General features: G+C 62.2%; 13 protein-coding genes. All 13 read left to right on the top strand.

The features are described 5' to 3' along the window. Nucleotides 1-598, top strand: a 598-nt coding sequence (locus tag E4O98_RS11795; RefSeq protein WP_248135141.1) for a D-2-hydroxyacid dehydrogenase family protein, incomplete at its 5' end; no start/stop codon positions are given. Nucleotides 599-1,071: 473 nt separating this feature from the next. Next, nucleotides 1,072-2,628 (top strand): glycogen synthase GlgA, encoded by a 1,557-nt coding sequence (gene glgA, locus E4O98_RS11800; protein ID WP_005788034.1) that lies wholly within the window; start codon nucleotides 1,072-1,074, stop codon nucleotides 2,626-2,628. A 31-nt stretch (nucleotides 2,629-2,659) separates the two neighbouring features. Beyond that, nucleotides 2,660-4,405, top strand: coding sequence for a malto-oligosyltrehalose trehalohydrolase (gene treZ / locus E4O98_RS11805; RefSeq protein WP_248135144.1), 1,746 nt, complete (start codon nucleotides 2,660-2,662; stop codon nucleotides 4,403-4,405). Next, nucleotides 4,402-6,486 (top strand): 4-alpha-glucanotransferase, encoded by a 2,085-nt coding sequence (malQ, locus tag E4O98_RS11810; protein ID WP_148853965.1) that lies wholly within the window; start codon nucleotides 4,402-4,404, stop codon nucleotides 6,484-6,486. The genes treZ and malQ overlap by 4 nt, the downstream gene beginning before the upstream one ends. Continuing rightward, nucleotides 6,483-9,233 (top strand): malto-oligosyltrehalose synthase, encoded by a 2,751-nt coding sequence (locus E4O98_RS11815; protein WP_248135147.1) that lies wholly within the window; start codon nucleotides 6,483-6,485, stop codon nucleotides 9,231-9,233. The genes malQ and E4O98_RS11815 overlap by 4 nt, the downstream gene beginning before the upstream one ends. Before the next feature lie 23 nt (nucleotides 9,234-9,256). After that, on the top strand, nucleotides 9,257-9,517 hold the full coding sequence (locus tag E4O98_RS11820) for a DUF2934 domain-containing protein (RefSeq protein WP_005788027.1): 261 nt from the start codon (nucleotides 9,257-9,259) through the stop codon (nucleotides 9,515-9,517). A 121-nt stretch (nucleotides 9,518-9,638) separates the two neighbouring features. Then, on the top strand, nucleotides 9,639-11,798 hold the full coding sequence (gene glgX, locus E4O98_RS11825) for a glycogen debranching protein GlgX (RefSeq protein WP_148853963.1): 2,160 nt from the start codon (nucleotides 9,639-9,641) through the stop codon (nucleotides 11,796-11,798). 1 nt (nucleotide 11,799) lies between these two features. After that, complete coding sequence (locus tag E4O98_RS11830) at nucleotides 11,800-12,798, top strand: acyl-CoA dehydrogenase family protein (RefSeq protein WP_248135150.1); 999 nt, start codon at nucleotides 11,800-11,802, stop codon at nucleotides 12,796-12,798. After that, complete coding sequence (locus tag E4O98_RS11835) at nucleotides 12,795-13,553, top strand: PIG-L family deacetylase (RefSeq protein WP_032880935.1); 759 nt, start codon at nucleotides 12,795-12,797, stop codon at nucleotides 13,551-13,553. The genes E4O98_RS11830 and E4O98_RS11835 overlap by 4 nt, the downstream gene beginning before the upstream one ends. Next, nucleotides 13,550-14,149 (top strand): SAM-dependent methyltransferase, encoded by a 600-nt coding sequence (locus tag E4O98_RS11840; protein ID WP_228308417.1) that lies wholly within the window; start codon nucleotides 13,550-13,552, stop codon nucleotides 14,147-14,149. Before E4O98_RS11835 ends, E4O98_RS11840 begins: the two co-directional genes overlap by 4 nt. After that, the gene (locus E4O98_RS11845; protein ID WP_032880931.1) at nucleotides 14,146-14,805 is read left to right on the top strand and encodes a glycosyltransferase; all 660 of its coding nucleotides are present in this window, start codon (nucleotides 14,146-14,148) and stop codon (nucleotides 14,803-14,805) included. The genes E4O98_RS11840 and E4O98_RS11845 overlap by 4 nt, the downstream gene beginning before the upstream one ends. Before the next feature lie 143 nt (nucleotides 14,806-14,948). Next, nucleotides 14,949-15,710, top strand: coding sequence for a PIG-L family deacetylase (locus E4O98_RS11850; RefSeq protein ID WP_032880929.1), 762 nt, complete (start codon nucleotides 14,949-14,951; stop codon nucleotides 15,708-15,710). 250 nt (nucleotides 15,711-15,960) lie between these two features. Further along, a complete protein-coding gene (locus tag E4O98_RS11855; RefSeq protein ID WP_248135153.1) occupies nucleotides 15,961-18,513 on the top strand; it encodes an autotransporter outer membrane beta-barrel domain-containing protein in 2,553 nt (850 codons plus the stop codon). The last annotated feature ends 109 nt before the right edge of the window (nucleotides 18,514-18,622 follow it).

The following is an 18,622-nucleotide window of genomic DNA, read 5'->3' on the forward strand; positions in this document are numbered from 1 at the left end:
TACGCGCAATCTGCTGGCCGAAGCCAACTCGCTGCGCGCAGGCGGATGGCAGATGGGCCTGGGCGGTGACCTGCATGGCAAGACCCTGGGCGTGCTCGGCCTGGGCAGTATCGGCCAGAAAGTCGCAACGTTCGCCCAGGCATTCGGTATGCGGGTGATCGCCTGGAGCGAAAACCTCACGCCGCAACGGGCGGCTGAAGCAGGCGTGACATGGGTCAGCAAGCGCGAGTTGTTTGAACAGGCGGATATCCTCACCATCCATCTGGTGCTCAGTGAGCGCAGCCGTGGGCTGGTGGATGCCCAGGCTCTGGCGTGGATGAAGCCCACGGCGCACCTGGTGAACACCGCGCGCGGGCCGATTGTGGATGAGCAGGCGCTGGTGCAGGCATTGAGCAGTGGCCGCCTGGCCGGGGCGGCGCTGGATGTGTATGCCCAGGAACCGCTGCCGACTGATCATCCATTTCGCCGCTTGCCCAATGTGCTGGCCACGCCACACGTGGGGTATGTGAGTGAGCACAATTACCGGCAGTTCTATCAACAGATGATTGAAGACATTCAGGCCTGGGCCGATGGCGTGCCCATCCGCGTGCTGGGCTGACGCATCAAAAAGGTGCGGCCCTGCCTTCCTGTAGGAGCGAGCTTGCTCGCGAAAATCGTCAACGATAAAGCATGTTTCTTGAATAAACGCGGCGTCTGTGAGTCTTTCGCGAGCAAGCTCGCTCCTACAGAGAACACGCTGCATATCGTTAGATTTATTTTGTCCTACAAAAAACCGCGCTAAACCCTGCAGGCTCTGGGATCTGGCCTAGACTCATGACCGATGGGTCCGTTCCAAAACAAAAACCCCGCAAAAAATCTAAACTTTCCAACTCCGCCTCAGGTCAAGTTTTAGGTAAGGACGTGCACGAGCGTTTCACGCCGAATGCCCGTTCATCCAATCTTTTTCAGCCGACGTTGCAACTGGCATACGCCTTGCCAGCTTGTATAGCGCTGGTGTGCCTGGCCGCAGGATGCGGCCACTTGGAGCTGATGGCAGCGGGCCATTAGCGAACCAACAAATGGGAGTGCATTATGATCAGTGCCGCAGTAGATACTCAGGGAGAGCGTTTTAGTCAGCCGGTAGGGGGGCCAACGTCTTTGGTCGACCTGCCCAACACTGTGCGGCCGATCGTGAGTCAGAATCCGAATCGAAAGAAAGTCTTGTTCGTCACTTCCGAGTTCGCCGACCTGGTGAAAACCGGTGGCCTGGGCGATGTGTCCGCCGCCCTGCCCCGCGCCATGGCGCATTTGCACGATGTGCGGGTGCTGATCCCCGGGTACCCGCAAGTGATGGAAAGCGACAATCCGATTCATATCGTCGGTGAGCTGGGCGGCCACGCGGCGCTGCCGCCGTGTAAGATCGGGCGTATGGACCTGGCGGACGGCCTGGTCATCTATGTGCTGATCTGCCCCGAACTGTATGAGCGTGAAGGCACGCCGTACGGCGCCAATAACGGCCGCGACTGGCCGGATAACCATATTCGCTTCGCCCGCCTGGGCCTGGCCGCCGCCGACATGGCCGCCAACCTGGCACAGATCCATTGGTGCCCCGACCTGGTGCACGCCCATGACTGGCCCGCGGGCCTTGCGCCGGCGTACATGCACTGGCGTGGGTCACGCACGCCAACACTGTTCACCATTCATAACCTGGCCTATCAGGGTGTGGTGAGCCTGGCGTCGACGCCCGAACTAGGCATCCCACCCCACGCCCTGCAACAGGAAGGCATGGAGTTCTACGGCAAGATGTCGTTCCTCAAGGCGGGCATGGCGTATTCCAGCCACATCACCACCGTGAGCGCCACCTACGCCCAGGAAATCACCACGCCGGAATTCGGCTGTGGCCTGGATGGCTTTCTTGCCAGCAAGACTCAACAAGGTCTGCTCAGCGGGATTCCCAACGGCATCGACGAAAGCTGGGAAACGTCTACCGATACGCACTTGACCCACAATTTCAATATCGGCGACTGGGAAGGCAAGGCGATAAACGCCGCCCATGTGCGCGAGCTGTTTGGACTGCACGCGTCCAACGGCCCGCTGTTCGCCGTGGTGTCACGCCTGGTTTATCAGAAGGGTCTGGACCTGACTGAAGCGGTCGCCGGCTTTATCGTCGAAAACGGTGGCCAGATCGCGATCATCGGCCGTGGCGAACCCGAAGAGGAACAGGCCATGCGCGAATTGGCGCTGCGCTTCCCGGGCCAGGTGGGTGTGCGCATCGGCTTCAACGAGACCGATGCCCGTCGCATGTTTGCCGGCAGCGACTTCCTGTTGATGCCTTCGCGCTATGAACCTTGCGGCCTGAGCCAGATGTACGCGCAACGCTTTGGTTCGTTGCCGGTGGCGCGTAATACCGGTGGCCTGGCGGACACCATTGAAGATGGCGTCACCGGCTTCCTGTTCAATGAATCGACGGTGCAAAGCTACGAAGAAGCCCTGCGCCGTGCCTTCAAGGTATTCGCCTTCCCCGGCCTGCTCAACGCCATGCGCAGCCGCGCCATGACACAACCGTTCAACTGGTGCCAGGCGGTTGAACCCTACGCCGAGCTCTACGAACAACTGGTGGCCAAGGCCTTGGGGAAACCAACCAAATAGCCACTTGAACCAACCCGGGAGGTCTTCATAGATGCCGTTACGGACTCTGGACACCTGGCCCCACGGCGCAATCATGCTGGACGCGCAACACACGCGTTTTGCCTTGTGGGCGCCAGACGCTTTTTATGTCAGCGTTGAATTGCAACACGGTAAATCCATCACCCTGCTGCCCCAGGCGGATGGCTGGTTCGAAGTCGAAGCAGCCTGCCCTGCCGGCACGCTCTACCGCTTTAACATCGATGGGGAAAAGGCGGTTCCCGACCCCGCTTCCAGGGCCCAGGCCCAGGACGTGCACGGTTGGAGCCAAGTGGTCGACCCCAACGCTTACCCATGGCGCAATACCCAGTGGCAAGGTCGCCCCTGGCACACCGCGGTGATCTACGAACTGCATGTGGGCGCCATGGGTGGCTACGCCGAAATCGAGAAACACCTGCCACGCCTGGCTGAGCTGGGAATCACTGCGATCGAGTTGATGCCACTGGCGCAATTCCCCGGTGAACGCAACTGGGGCTATGACGGCGTGCTGCCCTACGCACCGCACGCCGCCTACGGTACGCCCGAACAGCTCAAGCACTTGATCGACACGGCCCATGCCCATGGTTTGGCGGTGATGCTCGATGTGGTCTACAACCACTTCGGGCCCGATGGCAATTACCTGGGCCAGTACGCCAAGGGGTTCTTCCAGGAGGACGTGCATACCCCCTGGGGCGCCGGTATCGATTTCGAACGCCGTGAGGTGCGGGATTTCTTCCTTGATAACGCGCTGATGTGGCTGCTCGAATACCGCTTCGACGGCCTGCGCCTGGATGCGGTACACGCCATCGATAATCCCGGGTTCTTGCAGGAGCTGGCGCACCGCGTGCGTCAGCAGGTGCACGACGACCGGCACGTCTGGCTGGTGCTGGAGAACGAGCTGAACCAGGCCAGCCTGCTGAAGGAAGATTTCAACGCCCAGTGGAATGATGACTTTCATAACGTGCTGCACGTGCTGCTGACCGGTGAAACCGACGCCTATTACAGCGATTTCGCCGAACAGCCCACCGCCAAGCTGGCGCGTTGCCTGGGCGAGGGCTTTATATATCAGGGCGAAACTACCCGCCACGGCCATGCACGCGGCGAACCCAGTGCAGATCTGCCGCCCAGCGCTTTCGTGGCGTTTTTGCAGAACCACGACCAGATCGGCAACCGCGCCCTGGGCGAACGCCTGCACCAACTGTGTTCTCCCCAGGCGCTGAACGCGTCGACGGCTCTATTGCTGCTCAGCCCGATGATTCCGCTGATGTTCATGGGCGATGAGGTGAATGCGGCCGAACCCTTTCTGTTTTTCACCGACCATCACGGCGAACTGGCCGAGGCGGTGCGCGAAGGCCGGCGCAACGAGTTCGCCGATTTCGCGGCGTTTCACGACCCCGAACAACGCGAACGTATTCCCGATCCCAATGCACTGGAAACCTTTGTGCAATCGGCACCCTCTTTCGTCGAGAACGAGCACACCCAGCTCTATCGTCAGCTATTGAGCCTGCGTCACCAACACCTAGTGCCGCACTTGCCGGGCACTGTAGCCTTGGGCGCGCAGGTGATGGCCGAAGGAGCTGTCACGGCGCGTTGGCGCCTGGGCAACGGCAGCCTGTTGCAAATCGACCTGAACCTGAGTGAACAGCCTCTGGATCACCCCGCGCCACACCCCATCATTTTCCAGACGCCTGCCCAGCAAGGTACGCAGTTACCACCGTTGAGCGCACGCGTTTGCTTATCACCTGCCGGAGAACACTTTTGAGCGAAGCGAACCTGGAACTACTCGCCAGTCGCGCGGGCCTGGCCGTCGATTGGATCGATGCCAACGGTCGCCCGCAACACGTGCAGCCCGAAGCCTTGCGCGCCGTTCTCAAAGGGCTGGGGCACCCGGCCGATACCGACGCCGAGATCGACGCCAGCCTGCAGGAACTGGAGCAGGTGCAACAAGACACGCACCTGCCGCCCTTGATCACCATCGACAGCGGCGCAAGCCTGGACCTGGCGCGCTACTTCGCCCCGGACACCCCGTGTCGCGTCAGCCTGGAAGGTGGTGAAACCCTGGAGCTGCGCCTGGACGGCAATGCGGTGCTGCCCGGGGTGATTGCCCTCGGCTACCACCAGGTGCATATCGATGGGCAAACCTTCACCCTGGCCGTTGCGCCCAGCCACTGCTACAGCGTGGCCGACGCGGTGGACAGCCGCCCCGCTCGCGCCTGGGGCTTGAGCGCCCAGCTGTATGCCTTGCGTCGCCGCGGCGATGGTGGCTTCGGGGACACCCTGGCCCTGGAGCATCTGGTGCGCTCGGCGGCCGAGCGCGGTGCCGACGCGGTGGCGATCAGCCCCATGCACGCAATGTTCAGCGCCGACACCGAACGTTTCAGCCCTTATTCACCGTCCAGCCGCCTGTTTCTCAACAGCCTGTACGCCTCGCCCGCCTGCATCCTTGGCGAGCGTGAAGTGCGCGACGCTACCGAGGCCGTCGGCCTGACCGACGAACTGCGGGATTTGGAGCAACTCACGCTGATCGACTGGCCCACCGCCGCCAAGGCCAAGCAACGCCTGCTGCGTGCGCTGTATGAGGACTTCCGCCACGGCGCACATCCGCAACATGCCGACTTCCAGAGCTTCCGCCAGGCCGGCGGCGAGGCCCTGGAAAACCACTGCCGCTTCGAAGCCGTGCAAGCGCAACGTGCCGCCGCCGGCGAAGAGCTCGACTGGCGCCACTGGCCCGAAGACTGGCGCACGCCGCAGAGCCCGGCGCTGGCGCAGTTTGCTGAAGAAAACCGCGATGAGATCGGCTACTTTGCCTTCACCCAATGGTTGATCGCCCGCAGCCTGGCGCGCGCGCAACAGGCCGCCCGTGGCAGCGGCATGGGCATCGGCCTGATTGCCGACCTGGCGGTGGGTGCCGACGGTGGCGGCAGCCAGGCATGGAGTCGCCAGGATGAACTGCTGGCCGACCTCACGGTTGGCGCACCGCCGGATATTCTCAACCGTGCAGGCCAGGGTTGGGGCATCTCCGCCTTCTCCCCGGAAGGTCTCAAGCGCAATGGCTTCCGTGCGTTTATCGAAATGCTGCGGGCCAACTTCGCCCATGCCGGTGGCTTGCGCATCGATCATGTGATGGGCCTGCAACGCCTGTGGGTCATCCCCCTGGGTGCCTCGCCCCGCGAAGGCGCCTACTTGTATTACCCCGTGGACGACCTGCTGCGTTTGCTGGCGCTGGAATCGCACCGCCACCAGGCCATCGTCCTCGGTGAAGACCTGGGTACGGTGCCCGAGGGCCTGCGTGAAAAGCTCAGCGCCCGCTCGATTCTGGGTATGCGCGTATTGCTGTTCGAACAGGACCACGAAGGCCGGTTCACGCCGATTCTTGACTGGCCCGACAACGCCTTGGCCACCACCAGCACCCACGACCTGCCCACCCTCAATGGCTGGTGGCACAGCCGTGATATCGAGTGGAATATCCAGCTCGACCTGATCGACCCTCCCACCGTGGAGCAATGGAGCGAACACCGTCTGCGCGAACGTCATGCACTGCGTCAGGCCTTGAGCCAGGACCCGCAGAACTTTGTCGATGAGATCCGCAACGACACCGATCACGTGATCGACGCCAGCGTGCGCTACCTCGGCCACACCCGTGCGCCACTGGTATTGCTGCCGCTGGAGGACGCGCTGGGCATCGAAGAGCAAGCCAACCTGCCCGGCACCCTCGATACCCACCCCAACTGGCGCCGACGCTTGCCAGGCGAGGCCGCCAGCCTGCTCGACCACGACAGTGCTGCGCGCCGCCTCGAACTGTTGGCCGTGGCGCGCAACCAAGCCTATGAGCGTGACCGATGAACGTACTGCCCCTGCGCGCCACCCAGCGCCTGCAATTTCATAAAGGCTTTACCCTCGATGATGCGGTGCCGCTGGTGCCGTATTTTGCCCGACTGGGCATCAGCCACCTGTATGCCTCGCCGCTCCTGAGCGCCCGCGCCGGCTCCATGCATGGCTACGATGTGGTCGACCCCACTCGCGTCAACCCGGAGTTGGGTGGCGAGGCAGCATTGCGTCGCCTGGTCGCCACCCTGCGTGAACACAACATGGGCCTGATCCTGGATATCGTTTCCAATCACATGGCCGTGGGTGGCGCGGATAACCCCTGGTGGCTGGACCTGCTGGAATGGGGGCGCTTGAGCCCCTACAGCGAGTTTTTCGACATCCAGTGGCACTCGCCCGACCCGTTGCTCAAAGGCCAATTGCTGATGCCGTTCCTGGGCAGCGATTACGGCGAAGCCTTGCAGAGCGGAGCGTTGACGCTCAAGTTCGACGCCGCTCACGGCAGCTTCTACGCCGAGCATTACGAGCATCGCTTCCCGATCTGCCCACGGGACTACGCCTTGATCCTGGGCGGCGATGAGGTGCTCAAACCGCTGGCCGAGCGTTTCGCCGCCCTCGCCTATCACGACGATGCCTACACCGAAGCCGCTAGGCTCAAGCAGGCGCTGACCGAACGCGCCACCGAAGTCTTACCGGCCATCAAGCAACGGCTGGCCGCTTTCGATGGTCGCCAGCCTGAGGGTTTCGAGCGCTTGCATCATCTGCTTGAGCAACAGACCTACCGCCTGGCCAGTTGGCGCACCGCCGCAGACGACATCAACTGGCGGCGCTTCTTCGACGTCAATGAACTGGGCGGCCTGCGCGTGGAGCGCACGGCAGTGTTCGAAGCCACCCACGGCAAGATTTTCGAGCTGATCGGCGCGGGCTTGATCGATGGCCTGCGCATCGACCATATCGACGGCCTGGCCGACCCACGTGGTTATTGCCGCAAACTGCGCCGCCGCGTGGACGCGCTGTCGCCACAGCGCCATTTGCCGATCTTCGTGGAGAAGATCCTCGGCGAAGGCGAAACCCTGCGCGAAGACTGGCAAGTGGACGGCACCACTGGCTACGAATTCATGAATCAACTGTCGTTGCTGCAACACCATCCTGACGGTTTTGCTCCGCTGGCCGACCTGTGGACGCGCCACAGCGAACGGCCCTCGGCGTTTATCGACGAAGCCCGCTTGGCGCGCCAGCAAATCCTCAATGGCTCGTTGGGCGGCGACTTCGAAAGCGTGGCCCAGGCCCTGCTGCAAGTGGCCCGCGATGATGTGATGACCCGCGACCTGACCCTGGGTGCGATCCGTCGGGCCTTGCAGGAGCTGATTGTGCATTTCCCGGTGTACCGCACCTACATCAGTGCCAGGGGCCGCAGCACCGCCGACGACAAAGTGTTCCAGCAGGCCATGGACGGTGCGCGCAGTACCCTTAACGAAGGCGACTGGCCGGTGCTTGAGCACCTGGAAAAATGGTTGGGCGGCCAGCCTTGGCGCAATCGCCCGGTGGGCCGTGAGCGCAAGATCCTCAAACATGCCTGCGTGCGCTTCCAGCAGCTGACATCACCCGCCGCAGCAAAGGCCGTGGAAGACACCGCGTTCTATCGCTCGGCCGTATTGCTGTCGCGTAACGACGTGGGCTTCAGTACCGAACAATTCAGTGCGCCGTTGGCAGATTTTCACCAGGCCAATCAACAGCGCCTCGCTACCTTCCCGAACAATCTGCTGGCCACCGCCACCCATGACCACAAGCGCGGCGAAGACACCCGCGCACGCCTGGCGGTGCTCAGCGAGTGCGCGCCCTGGTATGCCGAACAGGTCGAACACTGGCGCAACCTCGCCGCGCCTTTGCGCGAGGGCACCGACAGCCCCTCGGCGGGTGATGAGCTGATCCTGTATCAGGTGCTGCTCGGCAGTTGGCCGCTGGAGCACAACCCGGACTTTGAGGCTTACCAGCAACGGCTCTGGCAATGGCAACAGAAAGCCCTGCGCGAAGCCAAGTTACAAAGCAGCTGGAGCGCGCCCAACGAAGCCTATGAGCAGGGTGTCGAGCGCTTCCTCAAGCGTCTACTGCTCAGCGAAGCCGGCCAAGCGCTGCGCGATGCGCTCGACAGCGCCGCTCAAGCCATCGCCCCCTCCGGCGCTCTGAACAGCCTGGCGCAAACTTTGCTTCACCTCACCGTGCCGGGTGTACCGGATGTGTACCAGGGCGACGAGTTCTGGGACTTCAGCCTGGTGGATCCGGACAACCGACGCCCGGTGGATTTCGATGCGCGCCAGCGTGCCCTGGATACCCCACCCGACATCGGTGAGCTGTTGTTCAACTGGCGCGATGGGCGTATCAAACAAGCGTTGATCGCCCAGGTGCTGAACGCGCGCAGAGCCTGTCCCGAGCTGTTTCGCAAAGGCAGCTATACGCCGCTCGAAGTGGTGGGTCGGCACGCGGAGCGCGTGGTTGCGTTTTACCGTGAGCACCAGGGCCAACAGCTGTTGGTGGTGGTGCCGCGCTGGCCTTATCCGTTGCTGGAAAACGGTGTATTTCCCCACATCAATTCGCAGGTGTGGGGCGATACCCGGGTGAAATTACCGTTCGCCACCACAACACAAAACTGGAAGGGACTTTTTCAAACAGGCGCAGTCACACCCAACAAGGAGCTGTTGATCAGCGCTGCCCTGGGGGATCTCCCGGTCAATGTCTTTATCAATCCTGATAATCAAGAAAGCTGAACATTTTCTGTGAGGAGTTTGTGATGAGTAAAGAAGACAAACGTATTCGCGAACTGGCGCATCAGATCTGGGAGTCTGAAGGCAAGCCGGACGGTGCGCACGATCGCCACTGGGAGATGGCGCGCAAACTGGCCGAAGCCGAGGCGCTGACGCCCAGCAAGCCCAAGCCTGCCGCCAAGCCGAAAACCGCGCCCAAGGCGGCCGCCAAACCCAATCCGGTAGCCGCCAAGCCCGCGGCGAAGAAACCGACCGCCCCGAAGAAGCCAAAACCACCCGCCCCATGATTTCTCGGGCCTGCAGCCGTTATCCCAGGCTGCAGGCCCTTTTTCGTCCATGTCCTTTGCTGAAACACCGTCAGCACGGCCGCGTTCGGCCCGAGAAAAGACCCCTTGCAGGAGCAACACCATGAGCAGACCCGAGAACACCACAGCGACGCCGGATCATGAACCGTCGCGGATTCGTGAAGGTTTGCCCTTCCCGCTCGGCGCCACCTGGGATGGCCTGGGCGTCAACTTTGCACTGTTTTCGGCCAACGCCACCAAAGTGGAGTTGTGCCTGTTCGATGACACCGGCGAAGTCGAGCTGGAGCGCATCGAACTGCCCGAATACACCGACGAGATCTTCCACGGTTACCTGCCCGACGCCCACCCCGGGCTGATCTACGGCTACCGCGTGTACGGCGCGTACGACCCGGCCAATGGTCATCGCTTCAACCACAACAAGCTGCTGATCGACCCCTACGCCAAGCAACTGGTGGGCGAACTCAAATGGTCGGAGGCGCTGTTCGGCTACACCATCGGCCACCCGGATGACGACCTCAGCTTCGATGAGCGCGACAGCGCACCCTTCGTGCCCAAGTGCAAGGTTATCGACCCGGCACACACCTGGGGCAACGATCAACCCGTACGGGTGCCTTGGGACCGCACGATCATCTATGAAACCCATCTGCGCGGCATCAGCATGCGCCACCCTTCGGTGGGCGAGTCCGTGCGCGGCACCTGCGCCGGCTTGATGGAAGACGACGTGCTCAAACATATCCGCCAGTTGGGCGTCTCTTCGGTCGAGCTGCTGCCGGTGCACGCCTTCGTCAACGACCAGCACTTGCTGGAAAAAGGCATGACCAACTACTGGGGCTACAACAGCATTGCCTTCTTCGCCCCCGACCCGCGCTACCTGGCCAGCGGCAAGATCGCCGAGTTCAAGGAAATGGTCGCGCACCTGCATGAGCAGAAGCTGGAAGTGATTCTGGACGTGGTCTACAACCACACCGCCGAAGGCAACGAGCGCGGCCCGACCCTGTCCATGCGCGGCATCGACAACGCCTCTTACTACCGCCTGATGCCCGACGACAAGCGCTTCTACATCAACGACTCCGGTACCGGCAACACCCTGGACCTGAGCCACCCTTGCGTGCTGCAAATGGTCACCGACTCCCTGCGTTACTGGGCCACCGAGATGCATGTGGACGGTTTCCGCTTCGACTTGGCAACCATTCTGGGCCGCTACCGCGACGGGTTCGACGAACGCCACAGCTTCCTGGTCGCCTGCCGCCAGGATCCAGTGCTGCGCCAGTTGAAAATGATTGCCGAACCCTGGGACTGCGGCCCCGGCGGCTACCAGGTGGGCAACTTCCCGCCAGGCTGGGTGGAATGGAACGACCGCTTCCGCGACACCGTGCGTGCGTTCTGGAAAGGCGACGACGGCCAACTGGCGGATTTTGCCGGGCGCATGACCGCCTCGGGCGAGATGTTCAACCATCGTGGGCGCCGGCCTTACAGCTCGGTGAACTTCATCACCGCTCACGACGGTTTTACCTTGCACGACCTGGTCTCGTACAACGACAAGCACAACGAGGCCAACGACGAAAACAACCAGGACGGCAGCAATAACAACCTGTCGTGGAACCACGGTGTCGAAGGCCCGACCGACGACCCTGAGATCAACGCACTGCGCCTGCGCCAGATGCGCAACTTCTTCGCCACCCTGCTGCTGGCCCAGGGCACTCCGATGATCGTCGCCGGTGACGAGTTCGCCCGCACCCAGCACGGCAACAACAATGCCTACTGCCAGGACAGCGAAATCGGTTGGGTCAACTGGGACCTGGACGATGACGGCAAGGCCCTGCTCAAGTTCGTCAAGCGCTTGATCAAGCTGCGCCTGGCCTACCCGATTCTGCGTCGTGGACGCTTCCTGGTCGGCGACTACAACGAAGACATCGGCGTAAAAGACGTCACCTGGCTGGCGCCCGATGGCAACGAAATGAACACCGAGCAATGGGAAGACAGCCAGGGTCGCTGCCTGGGCATGTTGATGGATGGCCGCGCCCAGGAAACCGGGATCCGCCGGGCGGGTGCCGATGCTACGCTGTTGCTGGTGGTCAATGCCCACCATGACATGGTCAATTTCCGCCTGCCGCCGGTACCGGAGGGTGAGTTCTGGACGTGCATGCTCGATACCAATGAGCCGGCGATACGCGGCCAGGAGCGTTTTGACTTTGAGCATGAGTACGCCGTGACCGGCCGCTCACTGCTGTTGTTTGAACTGCAGCGTGAAGACGAGGTGTGAGATGGCGTTGCACAGTTTCCTTCAGGGCTACCGGGGCTACGCGGATACGTACGCCCTGGGTACGGCACTGAAGGCACTTCAGGAAGAAGGCCTCGATCAACTGCCGCTGCCGGGCAGCGGCGAAACCCTGGCCCGCTTCAGTCGGCTGGCCCAGGTGGCCGGCCATGACTTGCGCCTGTGCAAGTTGTTCGAAGGTCATACCGACGCGCTGGCGATCATGGCCGAACTCGACAGCCCCGCGCCGCCGCTTGGCAGTACGTGGGGCATGTGGGCGGCCGAACCACCCACAGCCAAGGTGCGTGTACGGCGCGACGGTCAGTGGCTGATCGTCGAAGGACGCAAAGCCTGGTGTTCCGGCGCGGCGGTGGTCAGCCACGGCTTGCTGACTGCCTGGGACGAGGATGATCGGCAGCAGCTGGTGGCCGTGGCGATGGATCAACCCGGCGTCACGGTGTCGGACGAGGGTTGGAATGCGGTAGGCATGGCTGCCACCGGTAGCGTTGACGTTCTGTTCAACGCGGCCAGGGGTATCGCGGTGGGCGGGCCGGGTGATTACCTGTCGCGCCCCGGTTTCTGGCAGGGCGGAGTCGGTATCGCCGCGTGCTGGTATGGCGGCGCGCAACGCCTGGGCGAAGCGCTGCGCACTCACTGTGCGCAACGCTCGGAGCCTCATGCGCTGGCCCATTTGGGGGCGGTTGACAGCGCACTGAACAGCGCCGCTTGCGTACTACGCGCCAGCGCCGAGCAGATAGACCGCGAGCCTCGCGCCGATGCCAGGCAACTGGCCCAACAGACACGCGCATGTATTGAAGACACCGTCGAGCAGGTCATGCGTCATGTCGGCCATGCGGTAGGCGCCGGCCCCTACTGCAAAGACCCGCACTTTGCCCGGTTGATGGCAGATTTGCCGGTGTATGTGCGGCAAAGTCATGCCGAACGCGACCTGGCTGCCCTCGGCGAACTGGTCACCGGCGACGACTCGGGACGGTGGCAGTTATGAAACCCAATCCGATTGTCGGCCAGGGCACCCCACTCAATCATTGGCAAACCTCGGCACGGCTGGCCGAGTTGCCGCACATCAGCGCCGCGCAGTTGGTACCGCAGGGGCACCGCGCGGTGATCATCGCACCGCACCCGGACGATGAAGTGCTCGGCAGCGGTGGCCTGCTGCAAGGTCTGGCCGTATTGGAGCGCCCAATCCTGTTGATCTCCGTCACCGACGGCAGCGCCAGCCATCCCGGCTCCAAACGCTGGCCGGTGGCACGCCTGGGTGTGGTGCGCCCGCAGGAGTCGGCCCAGGCCCTGCACCGCCTGGGCCTGCCGTTGCACAGTTTGAAATGGCTGCGCGGCGGCTTTACCGACAGCAAGGTGGCCGAGCGCGAAGCCCAACTGTGCGAGTTCATCCAGCGTCACCTCAAACCCACCGACATCGTGTTCGCCACCTGGCGCGAGGATGGCCATTGCGACCACGAAGCGGTGGGCCGTGCCAGCGCCAAAGCGGCCCAGGCTGTCGGCGCCACCCTGTGCGAACTGCCGGTGTGGACCTGGCACTGGGCGACTGCCGAAGACCACCGGGTGCCCTGGCATCGGGCGCGCAAGATTGCATTGACGCCCGAGCAAGTGGCACGCAAACGCCACGCGATCCACGCGTTCGCCAGCCAGTTGGAGGGCGACCCGCAGGTCGGCCTGCCGCCGGTGCTGGCACCCTACGTAGTGGAACGCTTGCTGCAACCTTTTGAAGTGGTGTTTGTATGAGTGTGGCCACCCCGTACTTTGATCAACTGTTTGCTGGTAACGACGACCCCTGGGCGTTTCGTCAGCGTTGGTACGAACAACGCAAGCGCGCACTGACCCTGGCCGTGCTGACCCGACCGCGCTATGCCTCGATCTTCGAGCCTGGTTGTGCCAACGGCGAGCTGAGCGCCGAACTGGCGACCCGTTGTGAGCGCCTGCTGTGCTGCGACACCGCTAGCGCCGCCGTGCAACTGGCACAGACGCGCCTGACCGCGTTTGCTCATGCTCATGTAGAACAGCGCCGGCTGCCCCAGGAATGGCCCGCGGGTCAGTTCGAACTGATCGTGTTGAGCGAGCTTTGTTACTACCTTGATGTAAATGATCTGAATCGTCTGATCGATCACGCCCTGGCGGCCTTGACCGATAACGGCCAACTCCTGGCCTGCCACTGGCGCCCGCCCATTGACGGTTGCCCGCAAACCGCCGAACAGGTGCACGCCCTGCTCCAGCACCGACTGGGTATGCCACCGCTGGTACAGCACCATGACAAGGATTTTCTGCTCGATTTGTGGAGCCGCGATGGCACCTCGGTCGCGCGCCATGAGGGGTTGCGATGATCGGCATCTTGATTCCGGTGCACAACGAAGAAGCGCTGCTGGATGACTGCCTGAGGGCTGCGCAGATCGCCGCCAACCATCCGGGGTTGCACGGGGAAACGGTGCAGATCCTGGTAGTGCTCGACAGTTGCAGCGATGCCAGTGCAGCGATCGCCCAGGCGCATGATGTGCAAAGTGTCCAGGTGCAGGCACGCAACGTAGGGCGAGCCCGAGGCGTCGGCGCACGGCACTTGTTGAACCAGGGTGCGCGCTGGATTTCCTGTACCGACGCCGACAGCCGCGTGGCCCCCGACTGGTTGGTGGCTCAACTGGCCCTGGGCTGTGATGCGGTGTGTGGCACCGTGACCGTGGACGCCTGGAGTGAGGGGTTTGACCCCGCGGCGCAGATTCGTTATCACCAGGCTTACCAGGCGCGTGATGGCCATCGGCACATCCATGGCGCCAACCTGGGCGTGAGTGCCAGTGCCTATGTGCAGGCCGGCGGCTTTGAACCGCTGGCATGCCACGAGGATGTGCAATTGGTGCGCGAACTGGAACGTTGCGGTGCTTCCATTGCCTGGAGCCATGCGCCGCAAGTGGTCACCAGCGCACGCCTGGATTGCCGCGCCCAGGGCGGTTTCGGCGATTACCTGAAAAGCCTGATGATGGTTTCGTAAAAAAACGACAAACCTGTGACACATCCTTGTCTATGCTGAGAGTGCCTTGCATAGCATCCCAGGATTGGAATGCCGTGCACTCACCGCAGCGGAGCCTGCGCTGAAGTCAAGAGCATTACCCACCGACAAGGACGTGACACCCCATGAAGCCTGCCTCCTCAAGCGAAGGCCGTCGCGGCCCCGCGCAAATCTGGAACAGCGCGCCGCAGTTGGCGCAAATCCCCTGCATCGCACTGGCTACCCTGGTGCCGCCCGGTGCCCGGGTTGTGGTGATAGCGCCCCACCCTGGCGATGAAGTCCTGGCGTGCGGCGGTTTGCTGCAACTGCTCAGCACGCGCGAGCATCCGCTGAAATTGATCTCCATTACCGATGGCAGCGCCAGCCATCCAGGCTCCCAGGTGTGGCCGGCCAGGCGCTTGAGCGTGGTGCGCCCCCAGGAAAGCGCCGAGGCCTTGCGCCGCCTCGGTATGCCGTTGCACAGCCTCAAATGGATTCGCGGTGGTTTTTGCGACGACGCGCTAGCTGCCCACGAGCAGCCGATGAGCCAGTTCATTGCGCGCTACTTGCAACCTGGAGACGTGGTGTTTACCACCTGGCGCAATGACGGTAATGACGACCACGATGCAGTCGGTCGGGCGAGTGCAAAAGCTTGTAGCCTGGTGGGCGCGCGACTGTATGAACTGGCGATCTGGGCCTGGCATTGGCCGGCACGCGAGGGTGCGGTGATTCCCTGGCAACGCGCACGCAAGGTGCGCCTGGACACCTGGAGCGTGGCGCGCAAACTGCACGCCGCCCATGCCTATGCCAGCCAATTGGTCGGCGACCCACAGATCGGCTTACCGCCCATGCTCGCCCAAGTGTTGCTTGAGCGTATGCGCGAACCCTACGAGATCGTGTTCACCTAGGCATTGGCTCGTCTATACCTGTCAGGTTTTACAGTGGCGGCCTTTTCGATCTGCAACTAAGGTGCGACAAGTGCTGCGCCAGTTGAGGTGCAGTCGAGAAAGCCATGCCAACCCATTGCATTGCCCGGTGTTTTCAGATGCAGGTAACTCGTAGTCCCTGATCCGTATCGCGTTCGTTGTTGCCATGGTTTTGAACCGCGCCCGCTGTACCGGGCGACGGGACATCATTGTGCTCAAGCGAGGACGGATCATGCGCACACGGATAACTTCTTTGTTGTACTCAGCGATTATTCTGACGGCATGGCCGTTTGCCTCGTATGCAGCGTGCACGGTCAACAACACGCCAGGCAACGACACCTCCAGTTGTGACAGCGCCACCGCGCCGGGCTTTACCGATACCGGCGGCGACAACACCCTCGAACTCACCGCCACGGGTCGAGTAAGCGGCAATGTGATCTTTGGAAGCGGCAAGGATCACGTGGTTGTCAACGGCCCGAGCGCTGGCATCGATGGCAACCTCAACCAAGGTGATGGCAATAACATTTTCCAACTCAACCAGGGCAGTATCACCGGATCCATCAGCCAAGGCGCGGGCGCTGATGTGGTGGAGATTTCCGGGGGCCAGGCAGGCGCTGTCAACCAGGGCTCGGGGGTCGACCGTTTTGACATGCGCGGCGGCACCATTGCCTCGCTGGAACAGGGCGACGGCCTGGACGTCTTCAACATGAGAGCAGGCACCATCACCGGCGGCTTCGACGACGGCGACGATGCGACGATGACCGGCGGCACCATCGGCCGAGTCAACATGAAACTCGATGACAACCGGTTCGATATGTCTGGTGGCCGGATCATCGGCAACCTGGTGACCGGCTTCGGCAAAGACACCATCCTGATTTCAAACAACGCGTTCGTGGGCGGCAATATCAGCGTCAGCGGCGGTGACGATCAGGTGATCATTTCCGGTGGTGAGGTTAACGGGCAAGTGTTGCTCAGCTTCGGTAACGATGAATTTATCTGGTCCGGCGGCAACCTGCATTCCTCCGTGTTAATGGGGGCCGGCGACGATACGGCGCTGCTTCAGGGCCTGGTGGCTGAGCAAGTGGCGGCGGCGCAACTGATAGATGGTGGCGTGGGGATTGACGCCTTGACCCTGGACAACACCAAAACCGCTGATCCCGGCCTGTTTGCCAACTGGGAAAGCATTCGCCTGGACAACGGCTCACAAATGAACCTGGGCGGGACGTTGACTCTGGGGGACAGCGAGACTGGCACCGGCGCCCTGCTCATTGATAGCACCAGTTCGCTGCTGGTCAACACGGGCGGGATCAATCCGTTTACCGCCGGCCAGTTGGTCAACGTGACCAACAGCGGCACCCTCGACATGGTCACTGGCAGCACCACCGCCCGTGACACCTTGACCATCAACGGCAACTACACCGGCAACGGCGGGCGTCTGGCGCTGCAAACCGTGTTGGGAGCAGACGACTCGGCCAGCGACAAACTGGTGGTCAGCAACGGCACACTGCAGGGCAACACCACCCTGTTGATTACCAACCTTGGGGGCGCCGGCGCGGCGACGTTACAAGACGGCATCCAGGTAGTGCAGGCGCTCAATGGCGCCAGCGGGCCTGGCACTGCCTTTACCTTGGGCAATACGGTAACGGCCGGGGCGTTTGACTACTACCTGTTCAAAGGCGCGGGCACGGCTGGAACCGAGCAGAGTTATTACCTGCGCTCCACGATTCCGGGCACACCGCTGCCCGAACCAGAAGGGCCGGTCACGCCAGTGCCTGAGCCGGTGGTTGGAACCCCGCCCCTGCCGTCTAACCCCACTGACAAGGAGGTCCCGATCTATCGCCCCGAAGTACCGCTGTACTCTGTGTTGTTTCCTGCCGCGCAGCAAATCGTGCAGGGCATGCTCGGCACGTATCACGAGCGCATGGGCGATCAGAGCCGGCAACAGCAAACCGGCGTCATGCCGGCAGGTTGGGGCCGGGTCTACGGCAGCAGCAGCCGCCAGAGTCTCGCCGGTGCGGTCAACCCTACGTTGGACGGTTCGCTGACAGGGTTCCAGGTCGGCACCGATGTGTTCGCCAGCCTGCTGGACAACGGCCTGTTGCAGCGCCTTGGGTTCTTTGTCGGTCACAGTCGCCTCAAAGGCAATGTAAAAGGCTTCAACGGCGGCTGGGAGAACAAGGACGCCGGCAAAACCACCTTGCGCGGCGATAGCCTGGGGGTCTACTGGACACTGATCGGCGCCAACCAGGCTTATCTTGACCTGGTGTTGATGGGCACCCGCTTTGATGGCAACAACGAGTCAGCGCGTGGCGTCAAGATGAAAACCCGCGGGCATAACGTTACCGCCTCCGCCGAAGTGGGCTGGCCGTTCGCGCTGAGCGCTCGCTGGATTCTGGAGCCCCAGGCGCAGTTGATCGTCGGCAAAGCCAAGCTCGATAGCCAGAACGACGGTATTTCCGACGTTTCCTATGACGCCGATACCAACGTCACTACGCGCCTGGGTGTGCGCTTGCGCGGCGATTACACCGTCAATGGCCTGCCGCTGCAGCCTTATGTGCGTGCGAATGTCTGGCATTCCAGCGCTGGGGACAACAGTGTGATATTCAACGATGTGACGCGTATAGACACCGAACAGAAATCCACCACGATGGATGCCAGCCTCGGGGCAACCCTGCAAGTTGCCCAGGGCATCAGCCTGTACGGTGAAGTCGGTTATGACCGCAACCTGGACAGCAATAGCTTCAACGGTCGCCATGGGACGCTCGGCGTAAGAATGGATTTCTGACCCAGAAACCGCTGTAGGAGCGAGCAAGCTCGCTCCTACACGGCCATGTAAGACTTTTTCCCAGAGCTTGGATCTGCCACACTGATGCGAATAATTATCAACAGATTTT

Origin of the sequence: Pseudomonas sp. W2Jun17, assembly GCF_023127795.1 — a bacterium.
GTDB lineage: Bacteria > Pseudomonadota > Gammaproteobacteria > Pseudomonadales > Pseudomonadaceae > Aquipseudomonas > Aquipseudomonas synxantha_A.

Bases quoted from the DNA above. Each gene is read 5' to 3' on its own strand.
- treZ (WP_248135144.1), top strand. From the start codon at position 2,660: ATGCCGTTACGGACTCTGGACACCTGGCCCCACGGCGCAATCATGCTG.
- E4O98_RS11835 (WP_032880935.1), top strand. From the start codon at position 12,795: ATGAAACCCAATCCGATTGTCGGCCAGGGCACCCCACTCAATCATTGG.
- glgA (WP_005788034.1), top strand. From the start codon at position 1,072: ATGATCAGTGCCGCAGTAGATACTCAGGGAGAGCGTTTTAGTCAGCCG.
- E4O98_RS11815 (WP_248135147.1), top strand. From the start codon at position 6,483: ATGAACGTACTGCCCCTGCGCGCCACCCAGCGCCTGCAATTTCATAAA.
- E4O98_RS11855 (WP_248135153.1), top strand. From the start codon at position 15,961: ATGCGCACACGGATAACTTCTTTGTTGTACTCAGCGATTATTCTGACG.
- E4O98_RS11840 (WP_228308417.1), top strand. From the start codon at position 13,550: ATGAGTGTGGCCACCCCGTACTTTGATCAACTGTTTGCTGGTAACGAC.
- E4O98_RS11845 (WP_032880931.1), top strand. From the start codon at position 14,146: ATGATCGGCATCTTGATTCCGGTGCACAACGAAGAAGCGCTGCTGGAT.
- E4O98_RS11850 (WP_032880929.1), top strand. From the start codon at position 14,949: ATGAAGCCTGCCTCCTCAAGCGAAGGCCGTCGCGGCCCCGCGCAAATC.
- E4O98_RS11830 (WP_248135150.1), top strand. From the start codon at position 11,800: ATGGCGTTGCACAGTTTCCTTCAGGGCTACCGGGGCTACGCGGATACG.
- E4O98_RS11820 (WP_005788027.1), top strand. From the start codon at position 9,257: ATGAGTAAAGAAGACAAACGTATTCGCGAACTGGCGCATCAGATCTGG.
- glgX (WP_148853963.1), top strand. From the start codon at position 9,639: ATGAGCAGACCCGAGAACACCACAGCGACGCCGGATCATGAACCGTCG.